Origin of the sequence: Spirosoma foliorum, from assembly GCF_014117325.1 — a bacterium.
Lineage (GTDB): Bacteria > Bacteroidota > Bacteroidia > Cytophagales > Spirosomataceae > Spirosoma > Spirosoma foliorum.
The window spans coordinates 302,002-328,480 of sequence record NZ_CP059732.1 but is presented as its reverse complement, the minus strand read 5'-3'; the positions used below and the strand labels follow the sequence as shown (position 1 = coordinate 328,480).

Sequence of the window (26,479 nt, the reverse complement as noted above, 5' to 3'; positions counted from 1 at the left end):
CCCTTTGCGTCTCCTCACGCGTCAGCATTTTTTAATCAGTTAAAACCATCTGGGTTAGGAGACGCAAAGGCCGGGCCGCCGGTGCGGTTGCGTCTCTACAGAATCTTTCCAACATTGCGGCCTACATTAGCGCTCTATTAGCGCAGACAACGTCATGAAAGTACTGGTCGTAGAAGATGAACAGGGGTTAGCAGAAAGCATCACTGATTACATGGTGAAGGATGGGTACATCTGCGAAACAGCAGCTACGTTTCGGGATGCCGAAGAGAAAATCCACCTCTATACCTACGACTGCGTGATTGTTGATCTGACGTTACCCGATGGCAATGGATTTCAGATTATCGAAACGCTGAAACGGCTTATTGCGACAACAGGCGTCATCATTATATCGGCCCGTAATGCACTGGAAGACAAACTAAAAGGACTCGAAATTGGCTCCGATGATTACCTGACTAAGCCCTTCCATTTGTCGGAGCTGAATGCCCGTGTTAAATCGCTGCTTCGTCGGCGGCAGTTTGGCGGACACACCGAAATTCGGTTTCAGGAAATCGTAGTGGTGCCCCATACTCGCAAAGTATTCGTCAATGGGCAGCTCACAACATTGTCGCGAAAAGAGTATGATTTACTGCTTTATTTCCTGTCGAATGTGGATGTAGCCCTCACAAAAGCCTCTATTGCCGAGCACCTTTGGGGCGATAATATCGACTCCGCCGATTCGTTCGATATGGTGTATTCGCACATCAAAAATCTACGCCGGAAATTGCTGGAAAAAGGAGCTGCCGATTACGTACAATCCATCTATGGAATAGGCTATAAATTTTGTCAGCCTTGAAACTGCTTACCAAAACCAACCAGATTTACCTGACGTTTTCGCTGGTTATTTATCTGCTGACCGCGCTGGCCTTTTACCAGATTATCCGGCTTCTTATTTACGATGAGGTCGAAAGTCGGTTAAAAGTCGAACGGCGGGATTTCGAAACTTATGTCCGTAAACATAATGCCTGGACGAGCGCTCCGTATTTTGTTGAGAATAAGATCGAGGTAATACCCGTTAGTAAACGTGTCCCGATTCGGGAAGCCTTTAAAGACACACTTATTGAAAATCGCTACGACGGCGAACTGATTCCGTTCCGGCAATTGACCTTCTACGAACCGATTCACGGCGTTATTCACCGGGTATCTATCCGTAAGTCACTGATTCAGACCTATCGGCTAATCGAAGTGATTAGCGTTGCGATGGTACTTTTTCTGGGTTTACTGTTGCTAGGCATGTTCTGGTTTCAGCGGAAACTCTCCGGCCGACTCTGGCTTCCGTTTTATGGCACGTTGGCGCGTATCAAGCAATTTGACCTCAACAACGATACATCTCTGCAATTGAGTAAGTCAGAAATTACGGAGTTCAATGAGCTGAACGATGTGTTGCAAAAAATGGCAGCGAAGATGCAGCAGGACTATCAAAGTCTGAAAGAATTTACCGAAAATGCATCGCATGAGATGCAAACACCCCTGGCTCTCATCAATGCCAAAGTGGAGCAACTCATCCAGACCGAACAACTCACCGAAACCCAAACGAACTGGATTGAGTCAATCTATCAGGCATCCCGACGCATTTCTCGGTTGAATCAGGGATTACTCCTATTGGCTAAAATTGAGAATCGGCAGTTTAGTGATACGCAATCGGTCGATTTATCGGCACTCCTGACAGAAAAACTAACCGACATGGAGGAGGTTCTGTCGTTCAAACAGTTATCAATAAATCTACAAACGACTGCGCCCTTTGCCGTCCAGCTACCCGCTTCTCTGGCAGATAGTCTTGTCACGAATCTGGTCAATAATGCCATCAAACACAACCAGCCCAATGGTCGAATCGAGCTGACATCGACCGCCGATCAGTTGTGTTTAAGTAATACAGGGGGGCAATTAATCTCAGACCCTGAACGATTATTCGAGCGTTTCAAAAAAGAAAGTACTGGACCCGATTCGGTAGGGTTAGGACTGGCTATTGTCCGGCAAATCTGCGACAGTTACGGCCTGCACATTGCGTACCGGGAAACGGGTGGCATCCATGAATTTTGTATTTCCCACGTGTTAACGTAGCCTGGACGTCTACGTCCGGATGGACATGCGAGCCTTAGTTTAACACCCGGACGTGGACGTCCAGGCTACGAGATTAATCAGGTTGCGAAGGCAGTTTCTCGGAGTTTTTACTGCGCTTCAGTCGGTAGGTCAGCCCAACTACGATGTTGTTCTTACCCGTTGCCAGCTGCGGGGTAAATACACCACTTTCAAACGTAGCCGGATTGTAATTCGTCTGGTTTATAAGGCCCAATTGTATAATCCAGCGTTGATCGAACTGGTAGCCCACACCTGCATACAATCGATTTCGCTCAAACGTTGGTCCTAGCGGATTAACGAAGATTTCGTCGTACAAAGACAGGAAAGCTGTTTTATCAGTAATTGTCCGATTATTAAGGGGCACGAACATATTCAGCCGATACCGAACCCGGTTGCGGTAGGGTGTTGTACCGTCACGATATGTAAACCACCGCTGCTCAATGCGGTACCTGTGTTCAAACTTAAGCCGGGTCAGGTATTGATTGATAATGAGCTGTTCCCAAATACGCTTTTCGGTATTGAGTGGACCAGCTGAGAGGTCCTGATAATCATAGGTGGCATAACGCCCACCGGCTACCATCAGCGAGAAATTTTTATCAAGGTCGTAACTAACGCCAGCCTTCAGTTCATTGTAAAAATATTGGCTAAACGTACCATTACTACGGGCCTGTAATTCGGCAAAACCGCCCCATTTTTTATCTCCAGCGGGCAACTGAACCGTGGCAATCAGCCAGCTTCCTAACGGAGTTGCCGGCGTAAGAGATGTTTGTGCAAGTGTACGACTAATCGTACCAATAAAGAAACTGATTACCAGACAAAAAGCTAAAGAACGGCGAATCACAAGTTCAAGAATTACGTAGGGTACTCGTAAGTAAAATCACTTACAAAAGTACAGGCAATTAAGCATGCATTACCTTGCTTACCTCATTCTTAACAATTTGATAATTTTACCAATCGCTGTTTACCTCGTGGGAACCTCAACCGTAAACTTGTACTCTTTCGATTTAAGGATTAGCATTTTGTCTGGGCCAAGCTCCAGCTTGGCCCAGACAAGAACACTAGTTTCTAGTAGGCTTCTTTTTGATCTCTAGTTGGGTAATGGGAATTGGCACGGGTGGGTTTGTCTGATAAGGTTGGAGTGGTAACTGAAACCAGGACACACTATGCCACGCCCCCAGCTTGTAGCCAATATTCGTATACGTCCCGATGTGTTCGAAGTCGAATGAACGATGAAATGATTCGCTCTTGTGATTAGGCAACGTAATACCCGCATAGGCATTGTAATAGCCTTGCCGACGTAATAAATCAAATAATGTATTATAAAGCTGACGAGCGATCCCTTTCCGATGACCATCAGGATGCACATACACCGATGTCTCGACGGACCATTGATACGCGGCTCGGTCCCGGTGCTTCGACGCATAGGCGTACCCTAGCAATCGCCCGTCGATTTCAGCTACCAGATAAGGAAATTGCTGCTGAATGGCTTGAACACGTTCGGTAAACTCAGCAACAGTCGGTACGTCATATTCAAACGTAATGGTCGATCCTGTAATGAAAGGCGCATAAATAGCCAGAATAGCGGGCACATCGGCTGATGTAGCAAAACGAATGGTCATAGTTCAGGCAAGATAAGAAAAGCTTGCCAACGATTAATTAGAAAATCTGGTATGCCATATCTTAGAGATATGGCATACCAGATTTTCTAATTAATCTGCCGATGGCTCTATTTTGCTCAATATTTTCTTGTCGATGTAGAACGTACCAAAGGGAACCATACAGGCAAGCAGCACTTTCCAGGTCGTCGTTTTAAACTTCCATCGGTATTCGACTCCCACGCTTAGCGTATTGAACACGAATAGAAGAAATAACACGCCATGAACCGGCCCAATTGCTTTTACGAGCGTCGGGTCACCCAGCAGGTGTTTTGCCGGAACGGCAATACCAATCAGTACAAGTAACGAAATGCCTTCTAAAAGACCAATGAGTCGAAGACGGCCGATGTTTGTTGTGAGAAAGTTTTTCATGATTTGTTGGGAACCGCACTGGCGGACCGGCAGATTTTATGATTGGTAAGATTTCTATTTTTTGTCATCTCGACGTCAGGAGAGATCTCAAGGTGGCAATTTGAGATCTCTCCTGACGTCGAGATGACAAAAAAAATTAATATACTCGCAAATAAGGCCGATTTGCCAGCGGTGAAAATGGCCAGGGAATGGCAATAAAAATGATGAACAACGCAATTGAAAACCAGATCAGCATCGTTCTGAACTTCTCCTGATCGGTTGGTCGGCGTTTGGCCAGAGCCGAACCAATGGTCAGAACAATTACCGAAATAAGCATTAATAGCATGTGCACAAGTCCGAAAAAGGCGGTATCGATATGCGTAATTGTGTTCTTAAAATCATGCCAGAAATAGCTAACAATCGGGCTCTTGCTGTACAAAATAACGCCAATCGTCAATTGCAAATGGGCAATGGTAGCCGTCCAGTGGCGAACCGAGTTATCCGCTTTCGAAAACACCGCCCGAGTTGTGAATCCTTTGTATGCCCTGAAGATGGCGTAAAACAGACTTAGTAAAACCAGCCAGCGAAAAATTGAATGAGCAACAAGTAGGGACAAATACATTTTCTAAAACCAATACATCGGCCTGTTTATCAGGTCAATCAATCCAATAAAAAGAGTGCTGCAAAGGTCGCTACCAGCACTAAATCAGGCTAGGACTAACAACGCGACTTTTAGGACATTTCAATCATCTTACGAAACGCTATAGGCGTTACACCTTCGTATTTTTTGAACAGACGACTAAAGTATGATGAATCGAAAAGACCGACTTCGGCAGCTATTTCGCTGATTGACAATGTACTCTGATAAAGCAGTACTTTGGCTTCCAGTACAATGGCTTCATCAATCCATTTGGTGGGTGATTTTCCAGTGATTGCCCTGACTGCCTTATTCAGGTGGTTTGGCGTAATGTTCAATTCGGATGCATAGTCCGTTACCCGATGATTGGTCCTGATTCGATCAACCAATAATTCCCGAAACCGATTCGTAATACTCACCGCGTTGGTCTTCGTACTGACCGACACGGGCTTGTACACCCGATTCACTTCGCACAACATCGCGATAAAATAGGATTGGATAATGTCCAGATTGGCTAACCCGTTTTCTGAATAAGCGAGCAATATCCGTTTAAGGAGTCGACGGACAAACTTGGCCGTTTGCTTATCCAGATGAATACGAGGATTGCCCCAAACCCGCAAAAATTCGAAGTCCTTGAGCAGCTCATTTTTACCAAACTTGCCAATAATGAAGTCGTTATGAAAGTTGCACAGGTAACCGTGGTTTTGATCGACATTATTGAACGAATACACCTGACCGGCTGGCACAACCAAGCATTCGTTTTTGTAAATGGTGTAGGTTTCACTCCCAATCGTCATCACTGCTTCGCCATCAGTGAGGAAAATAAACGTGTGCGTTGTCGAGCGAATCGGCGGAACAGGAAGCTTTATTAGACGAATGAGTTTTTCGACTTCTACGATAAAAAACTTCCCGAAATCAAGTTTCAACATAGCATCCAGTTTCTGTTCAGGCTGCATATAGGCATCCCGAAACGTTTCTGTGCTATATGTTCGTATTTTACTTTTCGACACGTGCAGTAATAACAATCACACTTCCGTTAGTAACAATTGTGCAATCAGGAAATAAACACCAATGCCGATCAGGTCGTTTGCCGTTGTGATAAAGGGCCCGGAAGCTACTGCCGGATTAATCCCGATTCGGTTGAGCAGCAAGGGCGTAACCGTACCCATAAATGACGCCAGCAATACCACGGCCAGCAATGACGTGGCCACAACGAAAAACAGACGTGGTTCGCCAATGATGAAGGTATAGGTGCCAGCAATCAGGCCCACGACCAGGCCGTTGATAATCGCTACCAACAGGGTTCGGAGCAGCCGCTTGGCCATTGTCATACTTAGGCCCGTTGTATCAGTAAGGCTTTGCAGAATAAGCGAAGACGTTTGAATTCCCACGTTACCTCCCGTCGATCCAATGATTGGAATAAACGCTGCCAGAGCCGCGACTTTCCCCAATTCGCTCTGAAATCCGTTGATAACCGTTGCTGCCAGCAAACTCCCAACGGCCCCGGCAACCAACCAGGGAAGCTGCACTTTAGAACGCTGCCAGACAGTATCATCTTCTTCTACTTCGCCCGATAAACCCGAAATGACCTGAATATCTTCTTCGGCCTGTTCAGTGATGACGTCGACGACGTCATCGAATGGTAATCCGGCCAAGCAACCGCTGCTGTACGTTTACAACCGGAATGGCATCCAGGTCATATTTCTGCATCAACTCAGCTACTTCGGCAACTGGTCGATAGGTTTCGACAAACACCACATCTTCGTCGTAGAGATCAGCAATCTTAGCATTCTTCCGGGCAAGCACGATTTTTTTGAGCGATATCAGCCCAAGGAGTTTGCCCACTTCATCGACCACATAGACGGCGTACACATTTTCGACGTCTTCGGCTTGCTGGCGGATTTCTTCAATGCAGGCGTTGACCGTCAGGTTGACACTGATTTTGATCAACTCCTTCTGCATCAAGCTACCTGCAACACCATCTTCGTAATGCAGCAAATCCAGAATAAAGCGGGCCTGCTCACGATCTTCCAGGAAGCCGATGACCTCTTCCCGCACCTGAATAGGCTGCTCATTCAGCAAATCCACGGCATCATCCGAATCCATTTGGTTGATGAATGGAGCCAATTCTTCCGACGTAAATAATTTAAGCAGATCGGTTCGTACCGTAGGGTCGCTATTAGCCAGAATTTCGGCGCCAACCGATTTGTCCAGTAACCCTAACAGGTAGTGTGCCGATTCAGGCTCCAGTTCGTCCAGAATCCCCGAAATATCAGCCGGATACAGCTCTTCCATTTCGGTCCGAAGCAGCGTTTCATCACTCGCTTCAATCGCCGATTGAATATGATCGAGATAGTCTTTGGTGAGTTCGAAAGTCACGGTTTCAATGATGAATTATAAATGATGACCGGGTCGCCGGAGCGATGATGAATTAATGACATGGAAGAGAACCACTCCATTCATCATTTATAATTCATCATTCATCATTAATTGTGTCAGCTCTACAAACTGAGCCACACTCAATTGCTCGGCACGTTTATCCATGAATGGACTGGCAAGAGCGGCTTCCGTTGGATTTAGGGGTTTCAGGGCATTACGAAGCGTTTTCCGGCGCTGGCTGAACCCATGTTTTACTACCTGCGTGAATTTGCGCACGTCGCAGCCGAGATCGGTGACCGCATTACGCCGAAGCGACAACACACCCGAAAACACTTTTGGTGGAGGATTGAATACGGATGGATCGACCGTGAATTCGTATTTGATGTCGTACCACGCCTGTAACAATACGCTCAGAATACCATAATCCTTGTTACCTGGTCCCGACGCCACGCGTTGTGCCACTTCGCGCTGAAACATACCCACCACTTCGGGCACCCGATCGCGCATGTCCAGTATTTTGAAAAGAATCTGGGTCGAAATGTTATAGGGGAAGTTACCGATTACGGCAAACAACTCGGTACTATCGGGCTGTTTGGTCGGGAGTAAATCGGGTCGAATATTCAGAAAATCGGCGGGTAAAATATGCCCATCGAGTGCGGGGAAATGCTGCTTCAAATAATCTACCGACTCACGGTCAATTTCAATCACATAGGTCTCAAAACGGGTATCGTTCAGGACAAACTGCGTCAGAACGCCCATGCCCGGTCCAATTTCGAGGACTTTTTTATATTCACCATGCCCGGTCAGCAGTTCAGCAATGCGTTGAGCAATACTCAGATCTTTCAGAAAATGCTGGCCGAGTTCTTTTTTGGGTTTGACGTACATCTGTGGCTTATTTTCGAACGGTTCGGCGTTCCGACGGTTCGGCGTTCTGGTACAAAGGTACGGGGCTATGCGTAAATTATTGGCGATTACTTATGACGGAGTATTGCTATTTCCTTGATTATAGACGGCAGCCTAGTTGTTTGGCGATATGTCCCTGTTTATCAACACCAAACGAACGATCGGCACACTTCTCTACTTCCTAAGCTCACATTATAAAATCTGTATCTACCGTTTAGTCATTTCACTAAACGAACGTAGAATGTCTCATACCTTATGTATTGCTTTACCAGTAAGTCTAGTTGCGAAATTCAATGATCCGATGAGCTAAAGGATGATGATAATGTGTAATTTAAAGTTCTAAGATGTTGCGGGCAAGTTATGTTGATCTCAGTAGAACAACTAATAACGTAGTGGACAGCATGTATGCGGTAAGCAGATTTGGGCTCTTTTTCAGCTTTCTTGGAACATAGAGAACCTACCAGTCAGGCAGCCATTTTTAGTCTACCTTTACCGCATGAATTTATACAATGACAACGAGCGATTTATTTCCATTCTCTCTGATTATGGTTTCAAGGTGACCTTTGGCAATGAAACCGACACACGGTTTTTACGCAGAGCACTACAAGCGCTGATTCAATCGCCCGTAACGATTACCAAAGTTGAGTTCATTGAAAGCGAGATTCCGGGACTAACCAAAGACAGTCGAAGCGGAGTTTACGATATAGCTTGTATTGACGAAACGGGCAATCAGTTTATCGTTGAAATGCAGTTGAGCAAGTATCCAGACTTTATTCAGCGCATGAAATTTTACTCATTCTATAGACTGAATACTTTGATTCGGAAGGGGAAATACCGATTTGAGGGACTGCCCAAAATTTATTGCATTGGCATTTTAGCTGCCAGTATCTTTCCAAGCATAAGTGATTATCATAACGTCGCCGTTCTGAAAAATGAGAAAGGCGAACTGATTGACGATCAAACCACGTTTATTACAATAGAACTGTCTAAATTCAAGAAGCGGTTAGCCTATATACAAACTGATTTGGACAAGCTCATTTACACGATGAAGACCTTACATAAAGCCACCAACCTCAAGCAGTTCCCTCAATTCTGGAATGAGGAGTGGTTGGAAGCAGCCATCAAAGAGTTAGACACGCGAGCTATGACTCCTGAAAAGCGAATGGCTTATGAAATGACTCTTTCGGCCAATGCGCTGGCAGTTGAGAATGAGAATAAGAAGATTCAGGAGGCAATTAATTTGAAGAATATTGAGACGGTTACTAAGTCTTTGAAGCGCGGCAAACTCACAATCGAGGAAATAGCCGAAGACAGCGGAGTTAGTGTTGATTTCGTTCTTGAAATTCAGCGGAGTCTCGCCAAAAATCAGTAAGGTAAGTTTCTAAGTAACAGTCAGCAGGCCGAAAATCAAGGCTTGACAGCCATTCCCATCGCCCACATCCTTAAATCAGTATCTATTGGTTCAATCTTTGACCTTCCAACTCCTTATGGCAATCTTATGTTGATCTGGATGTCCAGAATCAAAAAGAGAAATAGAGTCACCGCCGTTTTGGAACAATCGTTCTCGATTGAGCGTCTCTATAAGTGTACCATTCTCGGAGTTTATGACTCGCCGTCAGCATTTTGTTATTATCCTGATTTTAGGGACACTCTCTACTATCAGCCCATTCTCTATCGACATGTATTTGCCGGGCTTTCCGGCTATTGCCAAAGATCTTCACACGTCCATATCGCAGGTTCAGTTGTCGCTGACCGCTTATTTAGTGGGCATTTCGGTTGGACAACTTCTGTATGGGCCTTTGTTGGATCGGTTTGGCCGAAAACTGCCGCTTTATGCCGGTCTGGCCGTTTATCTCCTGGCCTCAATCGGTTGTGCCCTAAGCACCTCGATTGATATGCTGATTATGATGCGCCTTTTCCAGGCATTGGGCGGATGCGTTGGTCTGGTGGCGGCTCAGGCGTTGGTGCGCGATCTATTTCCAGTCAATCAGATTGCTCAGGTTTTTTCGCTGCTTACACTGGTGATCGCCGTTTCGCCAATGATTGCTCCAACCGTTGGCGGCTATGCTACCATTGCGCTGGGTTGGCATTCGATCTTCCTGATTCTGGCTGTAATAACAGCGCTCATTCTGGTCGGTGTGTACTTCGTTCTGCCTGACGGTAAAGCGCCAGATACGGCTCTGTCTCTTCAACCGAAAGCAGTACTGGGAAGCTTTTTCACAGTGTTGAAACAACCCCAATTTCTGATCTACGCGCTGGTAGGTGGCCTGGCAACCTCGGCCCCCTTCGCGTTTTTGGCGGGCTCTTCTGATGTGTTCATGAATATTTACCACGTAAACGAACAGGAATACGGCTGGATTTTCGCCATTCTGTCCGTAGCCGTAATTGCACCCACGCAATTGAATCGGTTTTTTCTGAAACGATTCACCAGCGAACAAATCATTTTTGCTACACTCCGGTATCAAGCTGTAGTCGGAGCTTTGTTAGTGTTTGGCACCTGGGCGGGCTGGTATGGACAATATGGCCTGATGGTCATGCTGTTTCTGTTCCTATGTGGTCAAGGAATTACGGGGCCCAACGCATCGGCTCTCTCATTAGCTCCCTTTGTTCGTCATGCCGGGAGTGCCGCAGCGCTGATGGGAAGTTTCCGCATGGGTTTCGGAGCCTGCGTTTCGGCGGCTGTCAGCGTGTTGCACAACAATACCGCCCTCCCGATGGTGGGTGTTATGCTGACGGTTGTGGTTAGCGGATTGCTGGTTCTGCTGATTGGCCAACGAGCCGTGCAGCATCGAAGCCGTCAGGAAGATGTCAATGCGCCTGTGGCTGAGGTTATGTTGTGAGTTTTCAGCCCCAAATTGATTTTCATAATCACCGGGTTAAAACCCGGCGCATCTGATCCATGCTGGGTTTTAACCCGGTGATTATGAAAAAATGCCCACGATTATCTACTAAAAACCAATATTCTGCGCCATGCACGATCATGCCGATAGCTTTGACCCTGATCACGACTATTGGTTAGAAGGCATCACAATCCCTACGCTGACCGATATCCTATTGGCTAAACATAGCGCAGGGTACAATTCCTTCTCCGATGGGTATATTGATATCCAGCCGCAGGAAATTGCTGTCAATCAAGGGCTATTTACGGGTGCACCTCGCTTAACCTACTTCCCGACGGTTACCGTTACGCAAACGGAGGAATCGCTACTAATTTCCTGCCTTTGTGATGCGCCAAAAGATAAATTGTGCGAACACCAGGTGCAGGTTTTATCGAGTTTGCTTAGGCGCAGGGAGTTCCGCATTTTCTTCGATCAGGCACTTCGGCACGACGCTATCAAAGCGGTTGCCAAAGATTATGGCCTGGAAAATGAAGGACAACTGGATGATTTTTTCGACGTAGATTATCAGAATAAAACGCTAACTATCAAGCCTAAACGAAAGGAACTCATTCCATTATCGCAGGCAGATAAAGATGTTCTTATTACCAGCCTTTTGCCGAAAAAAACGCATCTGGGACCAGTGGTTGGTCAGCCTATTTCGAATCTGAAACGAATTCTGGTTTTTACGAAACATCGCTACTATAATCAGTTCTGTCTGGAGCTGTTTGAAGCTGCTACGGCGCGAGATGGCCGAATCAAGAATCCGTTAGCGTCTGTTCAACCTTTCGAAGTATTACCGAAAGTCGATAACCTGAACGACGTAAAATTCTATTCGGCCGTTGCCAGATTCCAGAATCAGCACCGCATTAAACAAGAAGAAACGGATTTGGAGAGCTTACGTTTAGTAGCCTCGAATCCGGCAAAGCTGGCCGTTTTTTATCATTCGAATAGTATTTCAGAAAACATTACGGCCCATTCGCTTACGCCCGTTAAGCTAACTGTTCTGAAAACGAAACTAGCCTTACTGGTTCGGCAGATCGATCACTTTTACGAGATTTCTGGATCGCTGACTATTGATGGTGGAACCTACGAACTTCACACGCTAACCCTTAAATACGATTATTTCATTCTACTCGATGATACGCTCCATCTAATCGGAAATCCTGATTATCTGCGCGTTATCCAATTTTTCACGAAGCAGAGCAGTAAGATCATTCTTCACCAGTCAAAATATGAAGCTTTTCAACAGGAGGTTCTGGCTAAACTGGAAGATCAGATTCAGATCAATTATGCGTATCTGAAACCGGCAACGCCAGCTCAGTTGATCGAAAAAGGCTTTAATCAGGTTCGGGAGCGAATTATTTACCTCGAAGACACGGAAAACTATGTCGTATTGACGCCTGTCATGAAATACGGCCCTGTTGAAGTACCCGTACTATCGACCCGGCAAATTCACGCTGTCGATAGCAAGGGGAAACCATTCACGGTAAAACGCGATGACGATGCTGAAATTCAGTTTACACTGGCAGTGTTAGCACAGCACGCTGATTTTCAGGATCAGCTTCATCAAAATCAGTTTTTCCTGCACAAAAAACATATGCTCGAAGAAGGCTGGTTTCTCAATGCCTTCGAAGCCTGGCGGACTCAGGATATTCAAATCAGAGGCTTTAATGCTCTCAGGAACAACAAACTCAATCCACACAAAGGGAAAGTTTCGGTTATTGTTAGTAGCGGTCTGAACTGGTTCGAAACTTCACTGGGATTATCGTACGGGAAGCAGCAGGTGACACTGAAAAGCCTGCACAAAGCCATAAAGAACAAGAGCCGGTTTGTTACCCTCGACGATGGAACGCAGGGCCTGTTACCTGCTGAATGGCTCGACCGATTTACCGCCTATTTCCAGGCCGGAGAGGTTGTTGACGAGCGTATCCGAACACCGAAGGTTAGCTTTGCGAGCATTGGTGAATTGTATGCCGAAGAGCAGTTGATGAATGACGTAAAAGATCAACTGGCTTTGTTTACGAAAGGCTTCGCCGACTTTAAAGCGATCAAGCCTGTCGCCGTTCCCAAAGAGCTGAATGCCACGCTCCGGGACTATCAGAAAGAGGGACTGAATTGGCTGAACTTTCTGGACGATCTTGGTTTTGGGGGGTGTCTGGCCGATGATATGGGACTCGGAAAAACGCTTCAGATTATCGCTTTTATGCTGCTCTTACGCGATAAGAAAAAGGCTATGACCAACTTAATCATTGTACCCACCTCGCTCCTATTTAACTGGCAGGCCGAAGTGGCCAAATTTGCTCCAACCCTGAAAATCCATACGTTTTACGGTGCCGATCGTGCGTTGACCAAAAAGGAGTTTGGCCAGTACGACATTATTCTGACATCTTACGGAACCCTCCTGTCTGAGATCCGATTTTTAAAAGAATACCCGTTCAATTACATCTTCCTGGACGAATCGCAGGCGATCAAAAACCCGGAGTCGCAACGTTACCAGGCAGCGCGATTGTTGCAGTCTCGCAATAAGCTTGTGCTGACAGGAACGCCCATCGAAAACCACACATTCGATTTATACGGTCAACTGTCTTTTGCCTGTCCGGGTCTTTTGGGGAGTTACAAACATTTCAGGGCTCACTACTCTACGCCCATCGATAAGTTTGGCGACAGCAATCGTGCCCGGGAACTCCAGAAAAAAATCAGTCCGTTCATCCTGCGTCGAACCAAGGCGCAGGTGGCCACCGAGCTACCCGACAAAACGGAGATGATCCTCCATTGCGACATGGGCGTAGACCAGCGGAGTGTGTATGATGCCTACGAACGTGAGTTTCGGAATTTCTTACTGACAACCAAGGAAGGAGATATTCCCAGAGATCGGCTGCATGTGTTACAGGGCCTGACCAAGCTACGACAGATTTGTAACTCACCTGTGCTGCTGAACGACGATGAATTTTATGGTGATTCATCCGCCAAAATCGATATACTGATGGAGCAGATCGAGAATAAATCACCAAATCATAAAATCCTGGTTTTCTCGCAATTCGTGTCCATGCTCGACTTGATTAGAAACGAGTTAGCGAAGCGCCAGATTGGTTTTGAGTACCTTACGGGGCAAACGCGTAATCGGGCTACCATCGTTGATCGGTTCCAGACGGACGACACTATACGCGTGTTTTTGATCAGCCTGAAAGCGGGGGGAACGGGTCTTAACCTAACGCAAGCCGACTATGTATACTTGGTTGATCCGTGGTGGAATCCAGCTGTTGAAAATCAGGCTATCGACCGGAGTTATCGCCTTGGGCAGAAGAAAAATGTAGTTGCCGTTCGGCTAATCTGCCCCAACACGATTGAAGAAAAGATTTTACTACTCCAGGAATCGAAAGAAGAACTAGCTGGCAATCTGATTAAGACCGACACGGCCATTGCTAAATCGTTGTCCAGAAAGGATTTATTGAATTTACTGAGCTAATGATGTCGTGGTGTCGGTTATAAGTAACCGACACCACAGAAAACTAGTCTTACTCGTCCATTGGCTCAATAGGGCCATATTTAGCTTCACGGATAGTGATCCACTCGCGAGCTGTACCGCCCTTTGAAAAATGGTCATCTTCGTCCTGAATTTCCTGATCCCAACTAAACTCAGTCGAGAATTGGCCTTGAGCTGTCAGATCAATTTGAAGCCGATTCGCGGGCGGCAAACCTTCCGTTTTTCGATGTAGATATAATTCCTGAACAGCCTCTACCAGTTCATCCGGAAAATCGGTCGACAAAGGTTCTGCTTCACCAGCTGGCGTCAGGTAAGTACCTTCAAATTCAATATCTTGCCCATCCGACAAAATCTGAACATTCAGTCGGACAATAGTCCATTCGTCGGTGATAATGCTGCTGATACCATCAGTCAGCACATCATAAATTTCATTGGTAGTCATGCGTATGCTATAAGGCACTTACACGCTAAATCGTTCGCGAATCGTATAGCTTGTTGTCATGGAAGGTGGAGACAGGTTCTAAACCTGCCTTAGTGAGGTTTCTTAAAGCCGAATTATACAAACCGCTCGGTTTTAAGAAACCTCACTAAGGTCAGATTTAAGAATCTGACCTCACGAAAAAGAACAAACGAGACAATTAGTTTTTCACCTGAACAGGCAGATCTTCCAGTTGCGCGTAGCTCAGTTTCCAGGTATTATCACTCCCTTTTTTCCAAAGCAAAATGTAGTTGCCTTCGCCGTACGCATGTGGATCTTTCGGATTCAGCGGCAGTACATCGACAGAAAATGTACCGGCTTCGTACGCAATTTTGCTATCTGATTCCGAGCTTACTACATTGGTTTTCAGGTCGGTCAGTGTGGGCAACGTTTCGCGCACCCATTTGTCGGCAACTTCTGCTTTCCCTTTAAAGTGCGTACTACCTTGCAGGAAATGGGCATCATCGGCCAAAAGCGAGATTATTTTGGTTGAGTCTTTATCGTTCCAGGCGTTAATAAATTGGCGATTAAGATCCTGAATATTAACCGTATCGGTCGATTGCGAACAGGACGCAAAAAGGGTGGCCGCGACTAAAATGCGGATGGATGTGTTCATGACATAACGTTTTAGAAGTGAATGATAAAAAAGGTGTTGCCGTAAACGGAGATTCTGTGGATTCTCATTGATTCTAATGAAATCAAGATTCTATTGATTTACGGCAACACACAGGCACTAGTTGTTACCAGCTTTTCCGGCGGTATTCGGAAGTTGGATAGGGCGACAGCGGATCACCGTAGGTATCGTTCGGCAGATAGCCCGCTTTCAACACGTAAGAAGTGGTAGGTTGAGTCGTGTCGATCAGGCTAGCTCCCTGTGTCTGGGCAACAGCAGCAACGGCAGGCATACCTGGCTGTGCGGCTGGTGTTGCAGGAGCCGTTTGCTGAGCTACAGCTCTTTCGTGGGCAGCCTGATTAGCCGCAGCGCGATCGGCGGCAGCTTTCTGAGCCGCAGCCCGTTCAGCAGCGGCAATCCGGGCGGCTTCGGCTTTGTTTTTATTGTCTTTATGCTTACCAATAGCATAACCAGCAGCCCCCCCAACGACCCCACCAATCACGCCACCTACAACCCGGTTACGTTTATTGATGATGGCACCCGCAGCGGCACCCGCTCCTGTACCAATGGCCGTTCCGGTTGCCTGTGGACTCCAGCGTCGTTTTGATTTTTTACCGATGGCATACCCAGCAGCACCCCCAACGACTCCACCTACCACGCCACCGACAACCCGGTTACGTTTGTTGATGATAGCTCCTATGGCAGCACCGCTACCGGCACCAATAACAGCCCCATTTGTACCCGTTCCCCAGCCTTTTATAGCCTGGGCTTCAGCGTACTGACCAAGCGAAATGATTGCCAGCATAAGTAGCGTAACAATCTGATGTGTCTTTTTCATAGTCGTAATTCTTAGTAGGATAAGTTGACTTACCAATGACAATTAACGCGTTCGCCTTCGTCATTGTTTAGCATAAGACTATGATGAGAACAGATGGTTTAATGAAGATCTCTTTATTACACTTGCCTATACAGAGGTAATTCCGCAGCCAATCAGACACAAAATAGAATCGGGCTGTTCATTGGTTTAGCCAATGAACAGCCCGATTTAAACGTTCAGAATAATGTTAGTCTACAAATTTTTCTGCCAGATTTCGCGGAGTTGCACTTGTTGTGGCGTAGCCTGAGGGTTCAACTCGAAAACATATTGTTTAAGCCCCTCCTTTTCCAGCATCGGGCATTTTACGGTAATATCCTGCCCGTTTCGCCGAACCGTGACTTCGTAGGTATCGCCCGGTTTCAGTTGCTTCAGGTCAGTCTGAATCTTGCTGATATTGTCCATACTCAACGGCTGACCATTGAACGAAACCCATTCATCGTTTTCCTGTAAACCAGCCTTCAACAGGGGGTCAGTTATACGCGTAAGGACAAATTTGGTACCGGTAAAAGCGGGCTTCATCCCTAGCAGGGCAACTTTCTCTCCGGTGGGAATAGCTGGCGTATAGGTGATTCCCAGTTTACCATAGTAGTCGCTAAAGGGCAGTGGTTCAGCCGCTTTGATGTACCGATTAAAGAAATCACCAATTTCAGGATAGGTCTTTTCGGTGAAAACGGTGAAGAACTCTTTTTCCGGGAATGATTTATCCGGCCCGTAGGTAGTAGCTAGTTCATTGATAACCTCGCGCAACCCTCGTTTCCCGCCCGACAGTTCTAACAGGCGGATATCCAGCAACCCCGCAACCAGAGCGCCACGGGCATAAATGTTCCCGTATTGACGCTGGCCTTCGTCGGTATAACAGGTCAGACCTAATTTGCTCAGGCTATAGGTTGTATCGAGACTTTTGTCGTAAGCAATTTTCTGGCTTAATTCACCGAAATAAGTCGGCAAATCCATAATCTGACCGCGCAATTGCATGGCATCGCTGGCCCATTCGGTCACACCTTCGTATAACCAAAGGTGCTCCGAAGGCGTAGGTGTTTCGAAGTTGAACTGCTGAATGATTTCGCTATGAATGTTCAATGGAGTGACTACGTGAAAAAATTCATGCGCAGCAATCGACGTCATCTCATCGGCCAGTTTCTTCGAAAACTCTTCCTCTTTGATCACGTATTCTGAGCTATATGAATGCTCCCAGGCACCCCAGCTTTGGTCCTCGAAGTGATACAGAAACGTATAACGTTTTACGGGCAGTTGCTTCAAAAACTGACCAGCCGCCGTCAACATCGACTGCATGTTGTTCAGTAATTGATCCGACTTGATTTTGTCGCTTTTTGAGTAGGTGTACACATCAATCTGCGCACCAGCAACGGTTGTTGTGGCTTTCGTCAGGCGGCCCAACAAAATAGGTGAATCCACAATCCGGTCGTAGGTTGGCGCGATGAAATTACCCTTCGCATTTTTGTCTAGAGCCGTTCCAACTACCCAGCTAGCGGGGTAATTTAGTTTCAATTCGATCGGTGCCGATTGCATGCCCATTGGGAAACCAAATACCCCCTGCCCGTTGATCAATACATGATCATTTTCGATAGACGTACCGCACATGTTATACGGTTTGTGTTCATTTACAGGCGTATCCCAGGTTTCGGCAACACTGTATTGAACCGTCCGGACTTTTTCGGGTTGGTCAAACTTCCACTGGTTGGTCGATACTTGTGTTGTTTTCACTTCTTTTCCTTTACCGTCAAATGCCTTGAACGAGCGTACATATCGGCCAATATCCATAACCTGATAAGTTCCCGGCGCCGTTGACGCAAACTGATACACAGCGTTATCGGCAGTTAATCCATTCACGTGCAACGTTACTTTGAATTCGTCGTCGGCGCGGTCGTTAAGGTTCACCTCATACAGTAACGGAAGCGTTGGTTTGGCAGTAGAAAACTGAAAAAACAAGCTGGCGCAAACCAGCAGAAGCAGACGTATGATCTTCATAAATTTTGGCACTACTTGAATACGAACGAGCAAGTTAATGGAATCGCGCGGTTTCGTAATCAGGCACATTTCTTACGGAAGTATTTGCGGATGAATGGCAGAGCTTTCTAATTCAGATTAATCCGCTTTATGAAAACCATGTCAATAGCAATAACCAGAACCTGATTTGACCAATGCTATCTTTTAACCATACAACTTGGGTAATTACTCAACGTAGAATCTTCTTATCTCGGACCTCGTGCATTAATTCGTACCTTCGCTCCGAAAACTAAATATATCCTGCACATTATTTTTCTTTCATGAAAAGCAATCTATTATCTGCTATTTCGGCAATCCTTTTGCTGACCGTAGTCTCCATCAACATCGCTACCGCACAGTTAAAAATCCCTGCTGCCAGCCCACTTCAAACTACCAAACAAAGTTTTGCCTTAGGCGACATCACCCTCGAATACTCGCGACCTGCAACCAAAGGACGAGCCATTTTTGGCGATCTCGTTCCGTATGGCAAAGTATGGCGCACAGGTGCCAATGCTACCTCGAAAATCACGTTTTCGAGCGACGTAAAACTGGGTGGCAAGGATGTAAAAGCGGGTACATACGGTCTGTTTACGATTCCTGGCAAAACCAGTTGGGAAGTCATGTTGTCCAAAGATTTGAACCTGGGTGCCAACGTAGCCGATTACAAACTCGACAACGAAGTAGTACGGGTTCAGGTAAAACCAACTACCCTGCCCAACAAAGTAGAGACCTTTACGATCAATATCGCCGATATTCTGGCCAGTTCAGCAACTCTGGAAATCATGTGGGATAACGTCCGTGTTCCAGTTCCTATCACTGCCGACATCGATAATATCATCACTAAAAATATCGAAGCGTCGATGGCATCGGACAAGCCAGCTTATTTTGAAGCGGCCAGCTACTACTACGAAAACAACCGGGACTTGTCGAAAGCTCTGGGTTGGGTCAATAAAGCGACGGAGCAAAACCCAAAAGCTTTCTGGATTATGCTGCTGAAAGCTCGAATCGAACTGAAGCTGAAAGACAAGAAAAATGCCATTGCAAGTGCCGAAAAAACCGTTACTCTGGCAACTGAAGCCAAAAATGGTGATTATGTTAAAATGGCCAAAGATCTGATCGCCAGCGCTAAAAAGTAACAAGCGCCAGCATCTTTCTATAGAAACACATCGTGCCCCGTAATATTGGATTTATACCATATTACGGGGCACGATGTGTTTGAGGACTTCCGATGAATAAGTAAATAATTGCTAACGGCTAATCTATTGACAAGTCTCTACGACGTGGAGTCAGATGCTCACATCTGACATAGTGAGGTTTCTCAAAACCTCGTGTATTGTGTTTATCTAGGAGAATACGCTTCAAAAGGTGTTAGCAAACTGTACAACGGAGTGGTACTCCGTTGGGCATGACGCCATTCGCTACCCCATTAGCCTGTCGGCTCAACGGAGTACCACTCCGTTGGACAAACTTAACCCACATGGAAATCCACCGAATCTGTAGAATTATTTCTATTTGATTAAAAAAAAAGTACCATAGCTATTGACTTTAGAACATTCAGACTTATATCTTTGCAAGCACTAACTTAGTGCGTTAAGTAGTATGAACAAAAATCTCCGCTGGCTGATTGTTTTCCTCCTGTTTATAGCGACTGGCTTAAGTTTTCTGGATAGGCAGGTGTTATCGATTGCGATTATTAAGATCCAGCAGGAGTTTCACATCACCGATGTGGAATACGGCATGGTCAATACCAGCTTTCTAATCAGTTACGCACTAATGTTTACGCTTGGTGGTTGGCTGATCGACCGGGTGGGTGGTAAGCTAGGACTGGCCATTTCGGTAGGTGTATGGTCAGTGGCGAACAGCCTGCATGCGGTCATGACTACCTTTTCGCAATTGCTGACCTTCCGATTCTTCCTGGGTATGGGCGAAGGTGGCTGTTTTCCCGGAGCTGCCTGGACGGTCTACCGCTGGTTCGATAAAGAAGAGCGGGCCCTAGCGAATGGAATCGCTATTGGGGGTTCGGCCATTGGTGCGGTAGTTGCCCCTCCTCTAACGATCTGGTTATCTACTAATTATGGCTGGCGGGGAGGCTTTCTGATTCCGGGCTTGATTGGTATTGCCTGGGTAATCGCTTGGTTAGTAACGCCCTGGAAGAAAGAAACTATGGCCAACGTTTCTCAATTGGAAGATGGCCCCAAAGAAACCGTCTCTTTTTTGGAATTACTCAACAAACGGCCAACCTGGATATTCATCATCATTCGATTTATGCTCGATCCGGTATTTTATTTCATGATGTTCTGGATTCCGAAGTACCTCAGCTCGGTTCGGAATGTCTCGTTCGAAGAGATTGGCAAGCTATTCTGGATTCCTTTTCTAGCGTTGGGAATTGCGAATATTCTCGGCGGTTGGTTTTCTGGCCAGTTAATCGCTCATCAGTATACGGTCAATAAAGCCCGAAAAACGGTGATGGGCATTGCTGCCATCTTGACACTTTCAGCACCAGCTATTTCGTGGGTTTCGTCGGTAGACGTAGCTGTAGCGCTGATGGCGGTATTCATGTTTGCACATGGATTCTGGATCACCAACTACATTACCTCCATCTCCGATATGTTTGGTCAAAAGGCCACCTCAACGGTTGTCGGGCTATCGGGTACGGCAGGGGCCGTTTCCAGTTTATTGCTCAATCCGCTGATGGGTGTGGTTATCCAACGGTATTCGTACACGCCCCTATGGATTGCTTCAGGCTTGCTTTATCCATTGGCGTTTGTGTTGCTACTGGTGTTCATTCCCAGGATAAAAGCGCTGTCATTTGGGAATAAACAGGAAGTAAAGAATCAGCCTTTATTCACATCAACTACATAATATCTTATTGATTTACAGTGCTTTATCAAACAATAAATCAAATCAAATCTTGTGTGAGTCTAAATTGATTTACTAGTAGATCGAGCTTTTTTTGCCCCGTTGGGGGCCAAATAGCGTAGCGTCGGTAGAAGAAATGCCATTTCCAAACACCTTCGTGCCGTCAGTTACGTAACTGCTTTGAATCGTCGCGTACCTACGGCACGCTGGATCCACTCTGCATTTACTTTTTCTACCGACGCTGCGCTGTTAAGCCCCTAGCGGGGCGAAAAATGGCCAGGTTATTTTAGGAAACTCAATAGGGGATCATACAATCAAAATCAACTTAGTGCACTAACCAAAACTAACAAAGACACCAACACTAATTTATATGCAGAATCAATCATTGAATGGGCTAGTATCGGCGAAAGAGGGCGCCTTTGTAAAACGGAAACCAACGCGTGCCCGAATCGGGGTGTTTGGCGTAGGCTATTTCAAATACTGGGGCCAGTTCGACGGATTATTAGACGATCTGTTGAAAAAACAGGCTGTATTCATCGATAAAATTGAAGCACAACACGACGTGGAGATCGTTGATTTTGGGCTTGTCGACGATGTTACGAAAGCTTATGAGCTTGTTCCGAAACTCAACGCGGCCAATCTGGACCTGATTTTCTGCGACATGCTAACCTACGCAACATCGAGTACGTTCGGCGTCATTATCAAAAGCATCGACACCCCAATCGTCCTCGTGGCGTTGCAACCCGACAAGGCCATGAATTATAGTCAGGCGTCGACCTACTTGCAATTGTATAACGACGACATCTGCGCTTTACCTGAGTTTGCCGGGGTAGCCGTTCGGATGGGGAAGAAAGTGCCCCAGATGATTATTGGGACGCTATATGACGATCCGGCTGCCGATGCCGAAATCAGTGAATATTGCCGGATTGCCGCTGTCTTGCATGATTTAAAAACGGCAAGAATCGGGCATATCGGACACCCGATTGAGGCCATGCTGGACATGCACTCCGATTCGACCATGCTGACCGCCCACTTCGGCGCGCACATTGTTCAGTGCGAAGCACATGAAATTGTGAGTCAGTATCAGCAGGCTACCGAAGCCGAAATCGATGCCGTTAAAGAGCGAATTCTGGACTTTTTCGATACCCCCGATCCCGTTTCCGACCCCATCTCCGAAAAGCTCCGGGATTCTGATCTGCACATTGCAGCCCAGGCGGCTGTAGCCTTGGAAAAATTCATCAAAGCCAAAAAACTGGACGGACTAGCCTATTACTACGATGGCCCGGATAACAGCGATACCCGCGTCGTTATGTCGAACCTGATTGTGGGTAACTCCCTGCTCCAGGGCGCGGGCTTCCCAATGTGTGGCGAATCAGACCTGAAAACCTGCATTGCTATGCTCATTATGGAACGGCTGGGCATTGGTGGCAGTTTCGCCGAGTTTCACCCGGTCGATTTCAAGGAAGACTTTGTGCTGGTCGGCCACGATGGGCCCCATAACATCGCCATTGCTGAAGGACAGCCGGTGTTGCGCAGTCTGAAAAAATATCATGGCAAACCCGGTTTCGGAGCGGGTGTCGAGTTCAAAATCAAGGAAGGGCCAATTACAATGCTGAGTATCAGCTCGACTTACGAAGGCAAAATGAAATTCATCATTGCCGAAGGCGAGTCGATTGCGGGACCTATTCCGCCAACTGGCAACACCAACACGCGCGGCTTTTTCAAACCGGATGTTCGCACGTTCCTGAAACGCTGGATACAGGCAGGCCCAACGCACCATTTCGCACTGGGTGTAGGGCACCACGCCGAAACGATTCAGAAAATCGCGGATTACCTGAAGATCGAATCTGTGATTATTAATGGATAGATCAGTAATGGATAATGTAAAATGAATAATGGACAATGCTCCTTCTAAAGAGATAACCAACTCACTAACAATACATTATACAGCAACCTCATTATCCATTTTACATTGTTCATTATCCATTCTTTTACTACTTAAACCTTAACCAATTAATCATGAATCATTTTTTATTCCATCGGCTGCGACTCCTGGTGATTGGCAGCATGTTAAGCGTATTGTCTGTCGTGCATAGCGTATCTGCTCAATCGACGAAAGGGTTGGTAAGCGGCAAAATCACCGCGGAGGAAGACGGAGAAGCTCTGGTTGGCGCAACTGTTACTGAGAAAGGCACCACAAACGGTACAACGACCGATGTGAATGGAAACTTCAAGCTGAATGTCGCATCCAACGCCACGCTGGTCGTCAGTTTTATTGGCTATGCCCCTCAGGAACTGGCCGTTAATAAGCGAACGACCTTCAACCTGTCGTTAAAAACCGATCAACAGCAGTTGCAGGATGTGGTTGTCGTGGGCTATGGTACTCAGCGCAAAAAAGACCTGACGGGTTCGATTGTCAACCTGACTAGTAAAGATCTGGTGCCCGTACCATCGGCTACGAGTGTCGATCAGATGATGCAGGGCAAAGTGGCGGGTGTCCAGATTACCCAAACGTCGGGTGCGCCAGGCGGAAACGTTAACGTGATTGTTCGGGGAATTAGCTCCATTACGGGTGGCAACTCTCCGCTGTATGTAGTCGATGGCTATGCGATTGGTACCGGTGGGGGTGGCTCTGATCTGAGCAGTTTTAGTGCGAACTCCTACACCGCCAGCGGCATTGCCAGCAGCAGTTCGACCAACCGGATCAACCCACTCAGCATCATCAACCCCGCTGACATTGAGTCAATTCAGGTTTTGAAAGATGCCTCAGCAACGGCGATTTATGGCTCTCGCGGTTCTAACGGCGTCATTATCATTACCACCAAACGCGGTAAGTTAGGCAAACCGACCATCAGCTTCGAGCATTCGAGCGGCATGCAGGAGCTAGCCCGAAAAATGAAGCTCCTGACACCCCGACAATACGCTGAGTTTGTGGCCGAAGGTCGCGACAATGCCTGGGTATTTGCGGGTGGAAAAGCTTCTGACCCAAACAGTGTTCGCAGCACGGCGACGCAGGTTAAACCCGAGTTCCGCAATCCATCCCAATTTGCCGATCAAGGGTACGGCACCGACTGGCAGGATGTCATCTTCCGAAAAGGCATGGTGCATAATTACCAACTATCGGCCAGCGGGACTAGTAAGGATGTAAGCTACTATGTATCAGGCGGCTATTTCAACCAAACGGGTATCATCATTGGCTCCGACTTCAACAAATTCACGCTGCGTACCAACATCGATGCGCAGCTTACTCCGTGGATGAAAATTGGGGCTTCCTTTTCTGGGGCTCACTCCTACGGCAATTTCGCCCGAGCCGAAGGGCACCTGCAATACCGGGGTTTGATCTCGGCAGCTCTGGCCAGCGACCCAACCATTCCAGTCACGAATCCCGACGGAACGCCTTATTCTGAATTCTCCAGTCCGACGGGTATTCCGGTCGAAAATCCGTTGGTGATTGCCGCTGAATTTTCGGATAAGCGCAACAACACCAACGTGTTCACAAACAATTACCTGCAATTTGAACTGGCTCCGGGTCTGATTTTGAAAACCTCCGTTGGGGTTAACTATTCCAACAACGTCACGCGTTTGTGGAAATCATCGAAAGTCGGCTTGGCGACTAGCCGGACAGGAGCGGCTACGGCGGGGTCTACGGAAGTGAAGAGCATGAACTGGTTAAACGAAAACACGCTTAACTACCGGCATAAGTTTGGTGGCAAGCATGACCTCGATGCCTTAGTTGGCTATACCGTCCAGAAAAATTCGGACGAAATTTTGCAGGCGGGCGCTACGGGATTTTCGACGGATTATGTGCCTTATCTGGCCGCTGGCACCGTTTCGACGGGCACGAATTACATCAGCGAATGGGCCATCATGTCGTGGCTAGCACGGGTAAATTACACCTATGCAGGCAAATATTTGTTAACCGCCACGATTCGGCAGGATGGTAGTTCGCGCTTTGGGGCCAAGAATCGCTGGGGCACGTTCCCCTCGCTGTCGGCCGCTTACCGACTGTCGGATGAGCCGTTCATGAAATCAGCAAGTTTTATCAACGATCTGAAAATCAGAAGCCAGCTTTGGCGTTTCGGGAAACAATCTAATTCCGAACTATGCCACTCAGGGTTTGCTGGGCGTAGCCCGAACGGTATCGAACGGGCAGATCGTTTCGGGTATCGTACCAACCAGTTTGGCCAACGACCAACTAACCTGGGAACAATCGGTGCAATCGAATATAGGCATGGATTTGTCGTTGTTCCATAACCGGCTCTCGTTCACGGTCGATGCTTATCAGGCCTACAAAAAGAACCTGTTGCTGAACGTAACGCTACCGTCGGCTTCGGGATTTGGTAGCTCGGTTCAGAACATTGGCGAGGTCGAAAACAAGGGACTCGAGCTGACTATTAACTCGCAGAACATCGGCAAAGGCCCTTTCCAGTGGAACACCGATTTCAACATCAGTTGGAACCGTAATAAAGTCCTGTCGCTCAATTCCGATGCCGCCCGAATTGTCACTTCTGATTATCAGGTAGCGCAAGTGGGTTCACCCATTTCCAGCTTCCGGTTATTGAATATTCTGGGCATTTTCCAGACGCAGGAAGAAATCAGCAAAAGCCCGCTTCAAAACCCCAGAGTCCAACCCGGCGACTATAAATACCAGGATGTAGACGGCAACGGTACGATCAATACGTCCGATAAAACCATTGTCGGCAGTCCCTGGCCAAAATTCACTTGGGGTTTAGGCAACCGCTTCAGTTACAAGAATTTCGCATTGAGTGTCAGCCTAAACGGCACCTATGGCAACCAGATTTATTTCCAGGGGGGCGAAGTAAATCTCAACGATGCCGGGGTTCAGAACCAGTTGGCGTCCATAGCTAACCGATGGAGATCACCAGACAGTCCGGGCGACGGTTTATACGGTCGCGCCATTCGGAACGATTATGCCTTTGGATTCAGCGCGGGCACAACCAAGTACCTGTTCGATGGCTCGTTTACCCGCATTCGGGATGTCAATTTATCCTACACCTTCCCGACAACGATGGTTAGCAAATTGAAACTTCAGGCGCTTTCTGTCTATGCCGATGTCACGAATCTGTACACCTTCACCAAGTATCCGGGTTATGACCCGGAAGGCAGTACGGGTGGCGACAATCTGGCCAAAAGTGGCGTCGACTTTTTCTCGTACCCAAACCCACGGACGTATACGCTGGGACTGCGTGTGACCTTCTAAACTAATGAATAATGGAAAATG

21 protein-coding genes and 1 pseudogene are annotated in these 26,479 nt (G+C 47.0%); 11 read left to right on the top strand and 11 right to left on the bottom strand.

What is annotated here, in order from left to right; genetic code table 11:
- Positions 1–154: 154 nt before the first annotated feature.
- On the top strand, positions 155–832 hold the full coding sequence (locus H3H32_RS01370; protein ID WP_182460899.1) for a response regulator transcription factor: 678 nt from the start codon (positions 155–157) through the stop codon (positions 830–832).
- Positions 829–2,097 carry a sensor histidine kinase gene (locus H3H32_RS01365; RefSeq protein WP_182460898.1) on the top strand — a complete coding sequence of 423 codons (1,269 nt, stop codon included), beginning with the start codon at positions 829–831 and terminating at the stop codon, positions 2,095–2,097. Before H3H32_RS01370 ends, H3H32_RS01365 begins: the two co-directional genes overlap by 4 nt.
- Positions 2,098–2,170: 73 nt before the next feature.
- On the opposite strand, the gene H3H32_RS01360 is transcribed toward H3H32_RS01365, so the two are convergent.
- The 7 genes and pseudogenes from H3H32_RS01360 to rsmA form a co-directional block, all read right to left on the bottom strand.
- Positions 2,171–2,956: a DUF2490 domain-containing protein gene (locus H3H32_RS01360; RefSeq protein ID WP_240543625.1), complete on the bottom strand. Its 786-nt coding sequence runs from the start codon at positions 2,954–2,956 to the stop codon at positions 2,171–2,173.
- A 217-nt stretch (positions 2,957–3,173) separates the two neighbouring features.
- A complete protein-coding gene (locus H3H32_RS01355) occupies positions 3,174–3,734 on the bottom strand; it encodes a GNAT family N-acetyltransferase (RefSeq protein WP_182460897.1) in 561 nt (186 codons plus the stop codon).
- Between the two features lie 90 nt (positions 3,735–3,824).
- Positions 3,825–4,142, bottom strand: a complete 318-nt coding sequence (locus tag H3H32_RS01350) for a DUF3817 domain-containing protein (protein WP_182460896.1) — start codon at positions 4,140–4,142, stop codon at positions 3,825–3,827.
- A gap of 136 nt (positions 4,143–4,278) precedes the next feature.
- Positions 4,279–4,743, bottom strand: a complete 465-nt coding sequence (locus H3H32_RS01345; protein ID WP_182460895.1) for a hypothetical protein — start codon at positions 4,741–4,743, stop codon at positions 4,279–4,281.
- Positions 4,744–4,853: 110 nt separating this feature from the next.
- A complete protein-coding gene (locus tag H3H32_RS01340; RefSeq protein ID WP_220472593.1) occupies positions 4,854–5,768 on the bottom strand; it encodes an AraC family transcriptional regulator in 915 nt (304 codons plus the stop codon).
- 15 nt (positions 5,769–5,783) lie between these two features.
- Positions 5,784–7,137 (bottom strand): annotated as a pseudogene (mgtE, locus tag H3H32_RS01335) (magnesium transporter).
- An 87-nt stretch (positions 7,138–7,224) separates the two neighbouring features.
- Positions 7,225–8,022 carry a 16S rRNA (adenine(1518)-N(6)/adenine(1519)-N(6))-dimethyltransferase RsmA gene (gene rsmA / locus H3H32_RS01330; RefSeq protein WP_182460894.1) on the bottom strand — a complete coding sequence of 266 codons (798 nt, stop codon included), beginning with the start codon at positions 8,020–8,022 and terminating at the stop codon, positions 7,225–7,227.
- Positions 8,023–8,536: 514 nt separating this feature from the next.
- Between rsmA and H3H32_RS01325 the strand changes: the two genes are divergently transcribed.
- From H3H32_RS01325 to H3H32_RS01315, 3 genes are all read left to right on the top strand, one after another.
- A complete protein-coding gene (locus H3H32_RS01325; RefSeq protein WP_182460893.1) occupies positions 8,537–9,412 on the top strand; it encodes an Rpn family recombination-promoting nuclease/putative transposase in 876 nt (291 codons plus the stop codon).
- A gap of 232 nt (positions 9,413–9,644) precedes the next feature.
- Complete coding sequence (locus H3H32_RS01320) at positions 9,645–10,880, top strand: multidrug effflux MFS transporter (RefSeq protein WP_182460892.1); 1,236 nt, start codon at positions 9,645–9,647, stop codon at positions 10,878–10,880.
- 130 nt (positions 10,881–11,010) lie between these two features.
- The gene (locus H3H32_RS01315; RefSeq protein WP_182460891.1) at positions 11,011–14,385 is read left to right on the top strand and encodes a DEAD/DEAH box helicase; all 3,375 of its coding nucleotides are present in this window, start codon (positions 11,011–11,013) and stop codon (positions 14,383–14,385) included.
- A 49-nt stretch (positions 14,386–14,434) separates the two neighbouring features.
- Here H3H32_RS01315 and H3H32_RS01310 read toward each other — a convergent pair whose 3' ends face one another.
- From H3H32_RS01310 to H3H32_RS01295, 4 genes are all read right to left on the bottom strand, one after another.
- Complete coding sequence (locus tag H3H32_RS01310; protein WP_182460890.1) at positions 14,435–14,845, bottom strand: immunity protein YezG family protein; 411 nt, start codon at positions 14,843–14,845, stop codon at positions 14,435–14,437.
- 196 nt (positions 14,846–15,041) lie between these two features.
- Positions 15,042–15,497 (bottom strand): YybH family protein, encoded by a 456-nt coding sequence (locus tag H3H32_RS01305; RefSeq protein ID WP_182460889.1) that lies wholly within the window; start codon positions 15,495–15,497, stop codon positions 15,042–15,044.
- Positions 15,498–15,621: 124 nt separating this feature from the next.
- Positions 15,622–16,332, bottom strand: a complete 711-nt coding sequence (locus H3H32_RS01300; RefSeq protein WP_182460888.1) for a glycine zipper domain-containing protein — start codon at positions 16,330–16,332, stop codon at positions 15,622–15,624.
- Positions 16,333–16,563: 231 nt separating this feature from the next.
- The gene (locus H3H32_RS01295; protein ID WP_182460887.1) at positions 16,564–18,360 is read right to left on the bottom strand and encodes a M61 family metallopeptidase; all 1,797 of its coding nucleotides are present in this window, start codon (positions 18,358–18,360) and stop codon (positions 16,564–16,566) included.
- Between the two features lie 299 nt (positions 18,361–18,659).
- On the opposite strand from H3H32_RS01295, the gene H3H32_RS01290 reads away from it, so the two are divergent.
- The 6 genes from H3H32_RS01290 (at position 18,660) to H3H32_RS37280 (ending at position 26,458) form a co-directional block, all read left to right on the top strand.
- Positions 18,660–19,514 carry a DUF2911 domain-containing protein gene (locus H3H32_RS01290; protein WP_182460886.1) on the top strand — a complete coding sequence of 285 codons (855 nt, stop codon included), beginning with the start codon at positions 18,660–18,662 and terminating at the stop codon, positions 19,512–19,514.
- Between the two features lie 229 nt (positions 19,515–19,743).
- Positions 19,744–19,878, top strand: a complete 135-nt coding sequence (locus H3H32_RS37750; RefSeq protein WP_256432941.1) for a hypothetical protein — start codon at positions 19,744–19,746, stop codon at positions 19,876–19,878.
- 99 nt (positions 19,879–19,977) lie between these two features.
- Positions 19,978–21,240 carry an MFS transporter gene (locus tag H3H32_RS01285; RefSeq protein WP_182460885.1) on the top strand — a complete coding sequence of 421 codons (1,263 nt, stop codon included), beginning with the start codon at positions 19,978–19,980 and terminating at the stop codon, positions 21,238–21,240.
- 367 nt (positions 21,241–21,607) lie between these two features.
- Positions 21,608–23,104: an L-fucose/L-arabinose isomerase family protein gene (locus H3H32_RS01280; RefSeq protein WP_182460884.1), complete on the top strand. Its 1,497-nt coding sequence runs from the start codon at positions 21,608–21,610 to the stop codon at positions 23,102–23,104.
- Between the two features lie 152 nt (positions 23,105–23,256).
- Positions 23,257–25,491 carry a SusC/RagA family TonB-linked outer membrane protein gene (locus tag H3H32_RS37285; RefSeq protein WP_374191808.1) on the top strand — a complete coding sequence of 745 codons (2,235 nt, stop codon included), beginning with the start codon at positions 23,257–23,259 and terminating at the stop codon, positions 25,489–25,491.
- On the top strand, positions 25,451–26,458 hold the full coding sequence (locus H3H32_RS37280; protein ID WP_374191807.1) for a SusC/RagA family TonB-linked outer membrane protein: 1,008 nt from the start codon (positions 25,451–25,453) through the stop codon (positions 26,456–26,458). The genes H3H32_RS37285 and H3H32_RS37280 overlap by 41 nt, the downstream gene beginning before the upstream one ends.
- Positions 26,459–26,479: the final 21 nt, after the last annotated feature.

Excerpts from the sequence above, each read along its gene's own strand:
- H3H32_RS01295 (WP_182460887.1), bottom strand. The coding sequence starts at position 18,360 with ATGAAGATCATACGTCTGCTTCTGCTGGTTTGCGCCAGCTTGTTTTTT.
- H3H32_RS01305 (WP_182460889.1), bottom strand. The coding sequence starts at position 15,497 with ATGAACACATCCATCCGCATTTTAGTCGCGGCCACCCTTTTTGCGTCC.
- H3H32_RS01290 (WP_182460886.1), top strand. The coding sequence starts at position 18,660 with ATGAAAAGCAATCTATTATCTGCTATTTCGGCAATCCTTTTGCTGACC.
- H3H32_RS01355 (WP_182460897.1), bottom strand. The coding sequence starts at position 3,734 with ATGACCATTCGTTTTGCTACATCAGCCGATGTGCCCGCTATTCTGGCT.
- H3H32_RS01320 (WP_182460892.1), top strand. The coding sequence starts at position 9,645 with ATGACTCGCCGTCAGCATTTTGTTATTATCCTGATTTTAGGGACACTC.
- H3H32_RS01285 (WP_182460885.1), top strand. The coding sequence starts at position 19,978 with ATGAACAAAAATCTCCGCTGGCTGATTGTTTTCCTCCTGTTTATAGCG.
- H3H32_RS01345 (WP_182460895.1), bottom strand. The coding sequence starts at position 4,743 with ATGTATTTGTCCCTACTTGTTGCTCATTCAATTTTTCGCTGGCTGGTT.
- H3H32_RS01315 (WP_182460891.1), top strand. The coding sequence starts at position 11,011 with ATGCACGATCATGCCGATAGCTTTGACCCTGATCACGACTATTGGTTA.
- rsmA (WP_182460894.1), bottom strand. The coding sequence starts at position 8,022 with ATGTACGTCAAACCCAAAAAAGAACTCGGCCAGCATTTTCTGAAAGAT.
- H3H32_RS01280 (WP_182460884.1), top strand. The coding sequence starts at position 21,608 with ATGCAGAATCAATCATTGAATGGGCTAGTATCGGCGAAAGAGGGCGCC.
- H3H32_RS01350 (WP_182460896.1), bottom strand. The coding sequence starts at position 4,142 with ATGAAAAACTTTCTCACAACAAACATCGGCCGTCTTCGACTCATTGGT.
- H3H32_RS01370 (WP_182460899.1), top strand. The coding sequence starts at position 155 with ATGAAAGTACTGGTCGTAGAAGATGAACAGGGGTTAGCAGAAAGCATC.
- H3H32_RS01300 (WP_182460888.1), bottom strand. The coding sequence starts at position 16,332 with ATGAAAAAGACACATCAGATTGTTACGCTACTTATGCTGGCAATCATT.
- H3H32_RS01325 (WP_182460893.1), top strand. The coding sequence starts at position 8,537 with ATGAATTTATACAATGACAACGAGCGATTTATTTCCATTCTCTCTGAT.
- H3H32_RS37285 (WP_374191808.1), top strand. The coding sequence starts at position 23,257 with ATGAATCATTTTTTATTCCATCGGCTGCGACTCCTGGTGATTGGCAGC.
- H3H32_RS01310 (WP_182460890.1), bottom strand. The coding sequence starts at position 14,845 with ATGACTACCAATGAAATTTATGATGTGCTGACTGATGGTATCAGCAGC.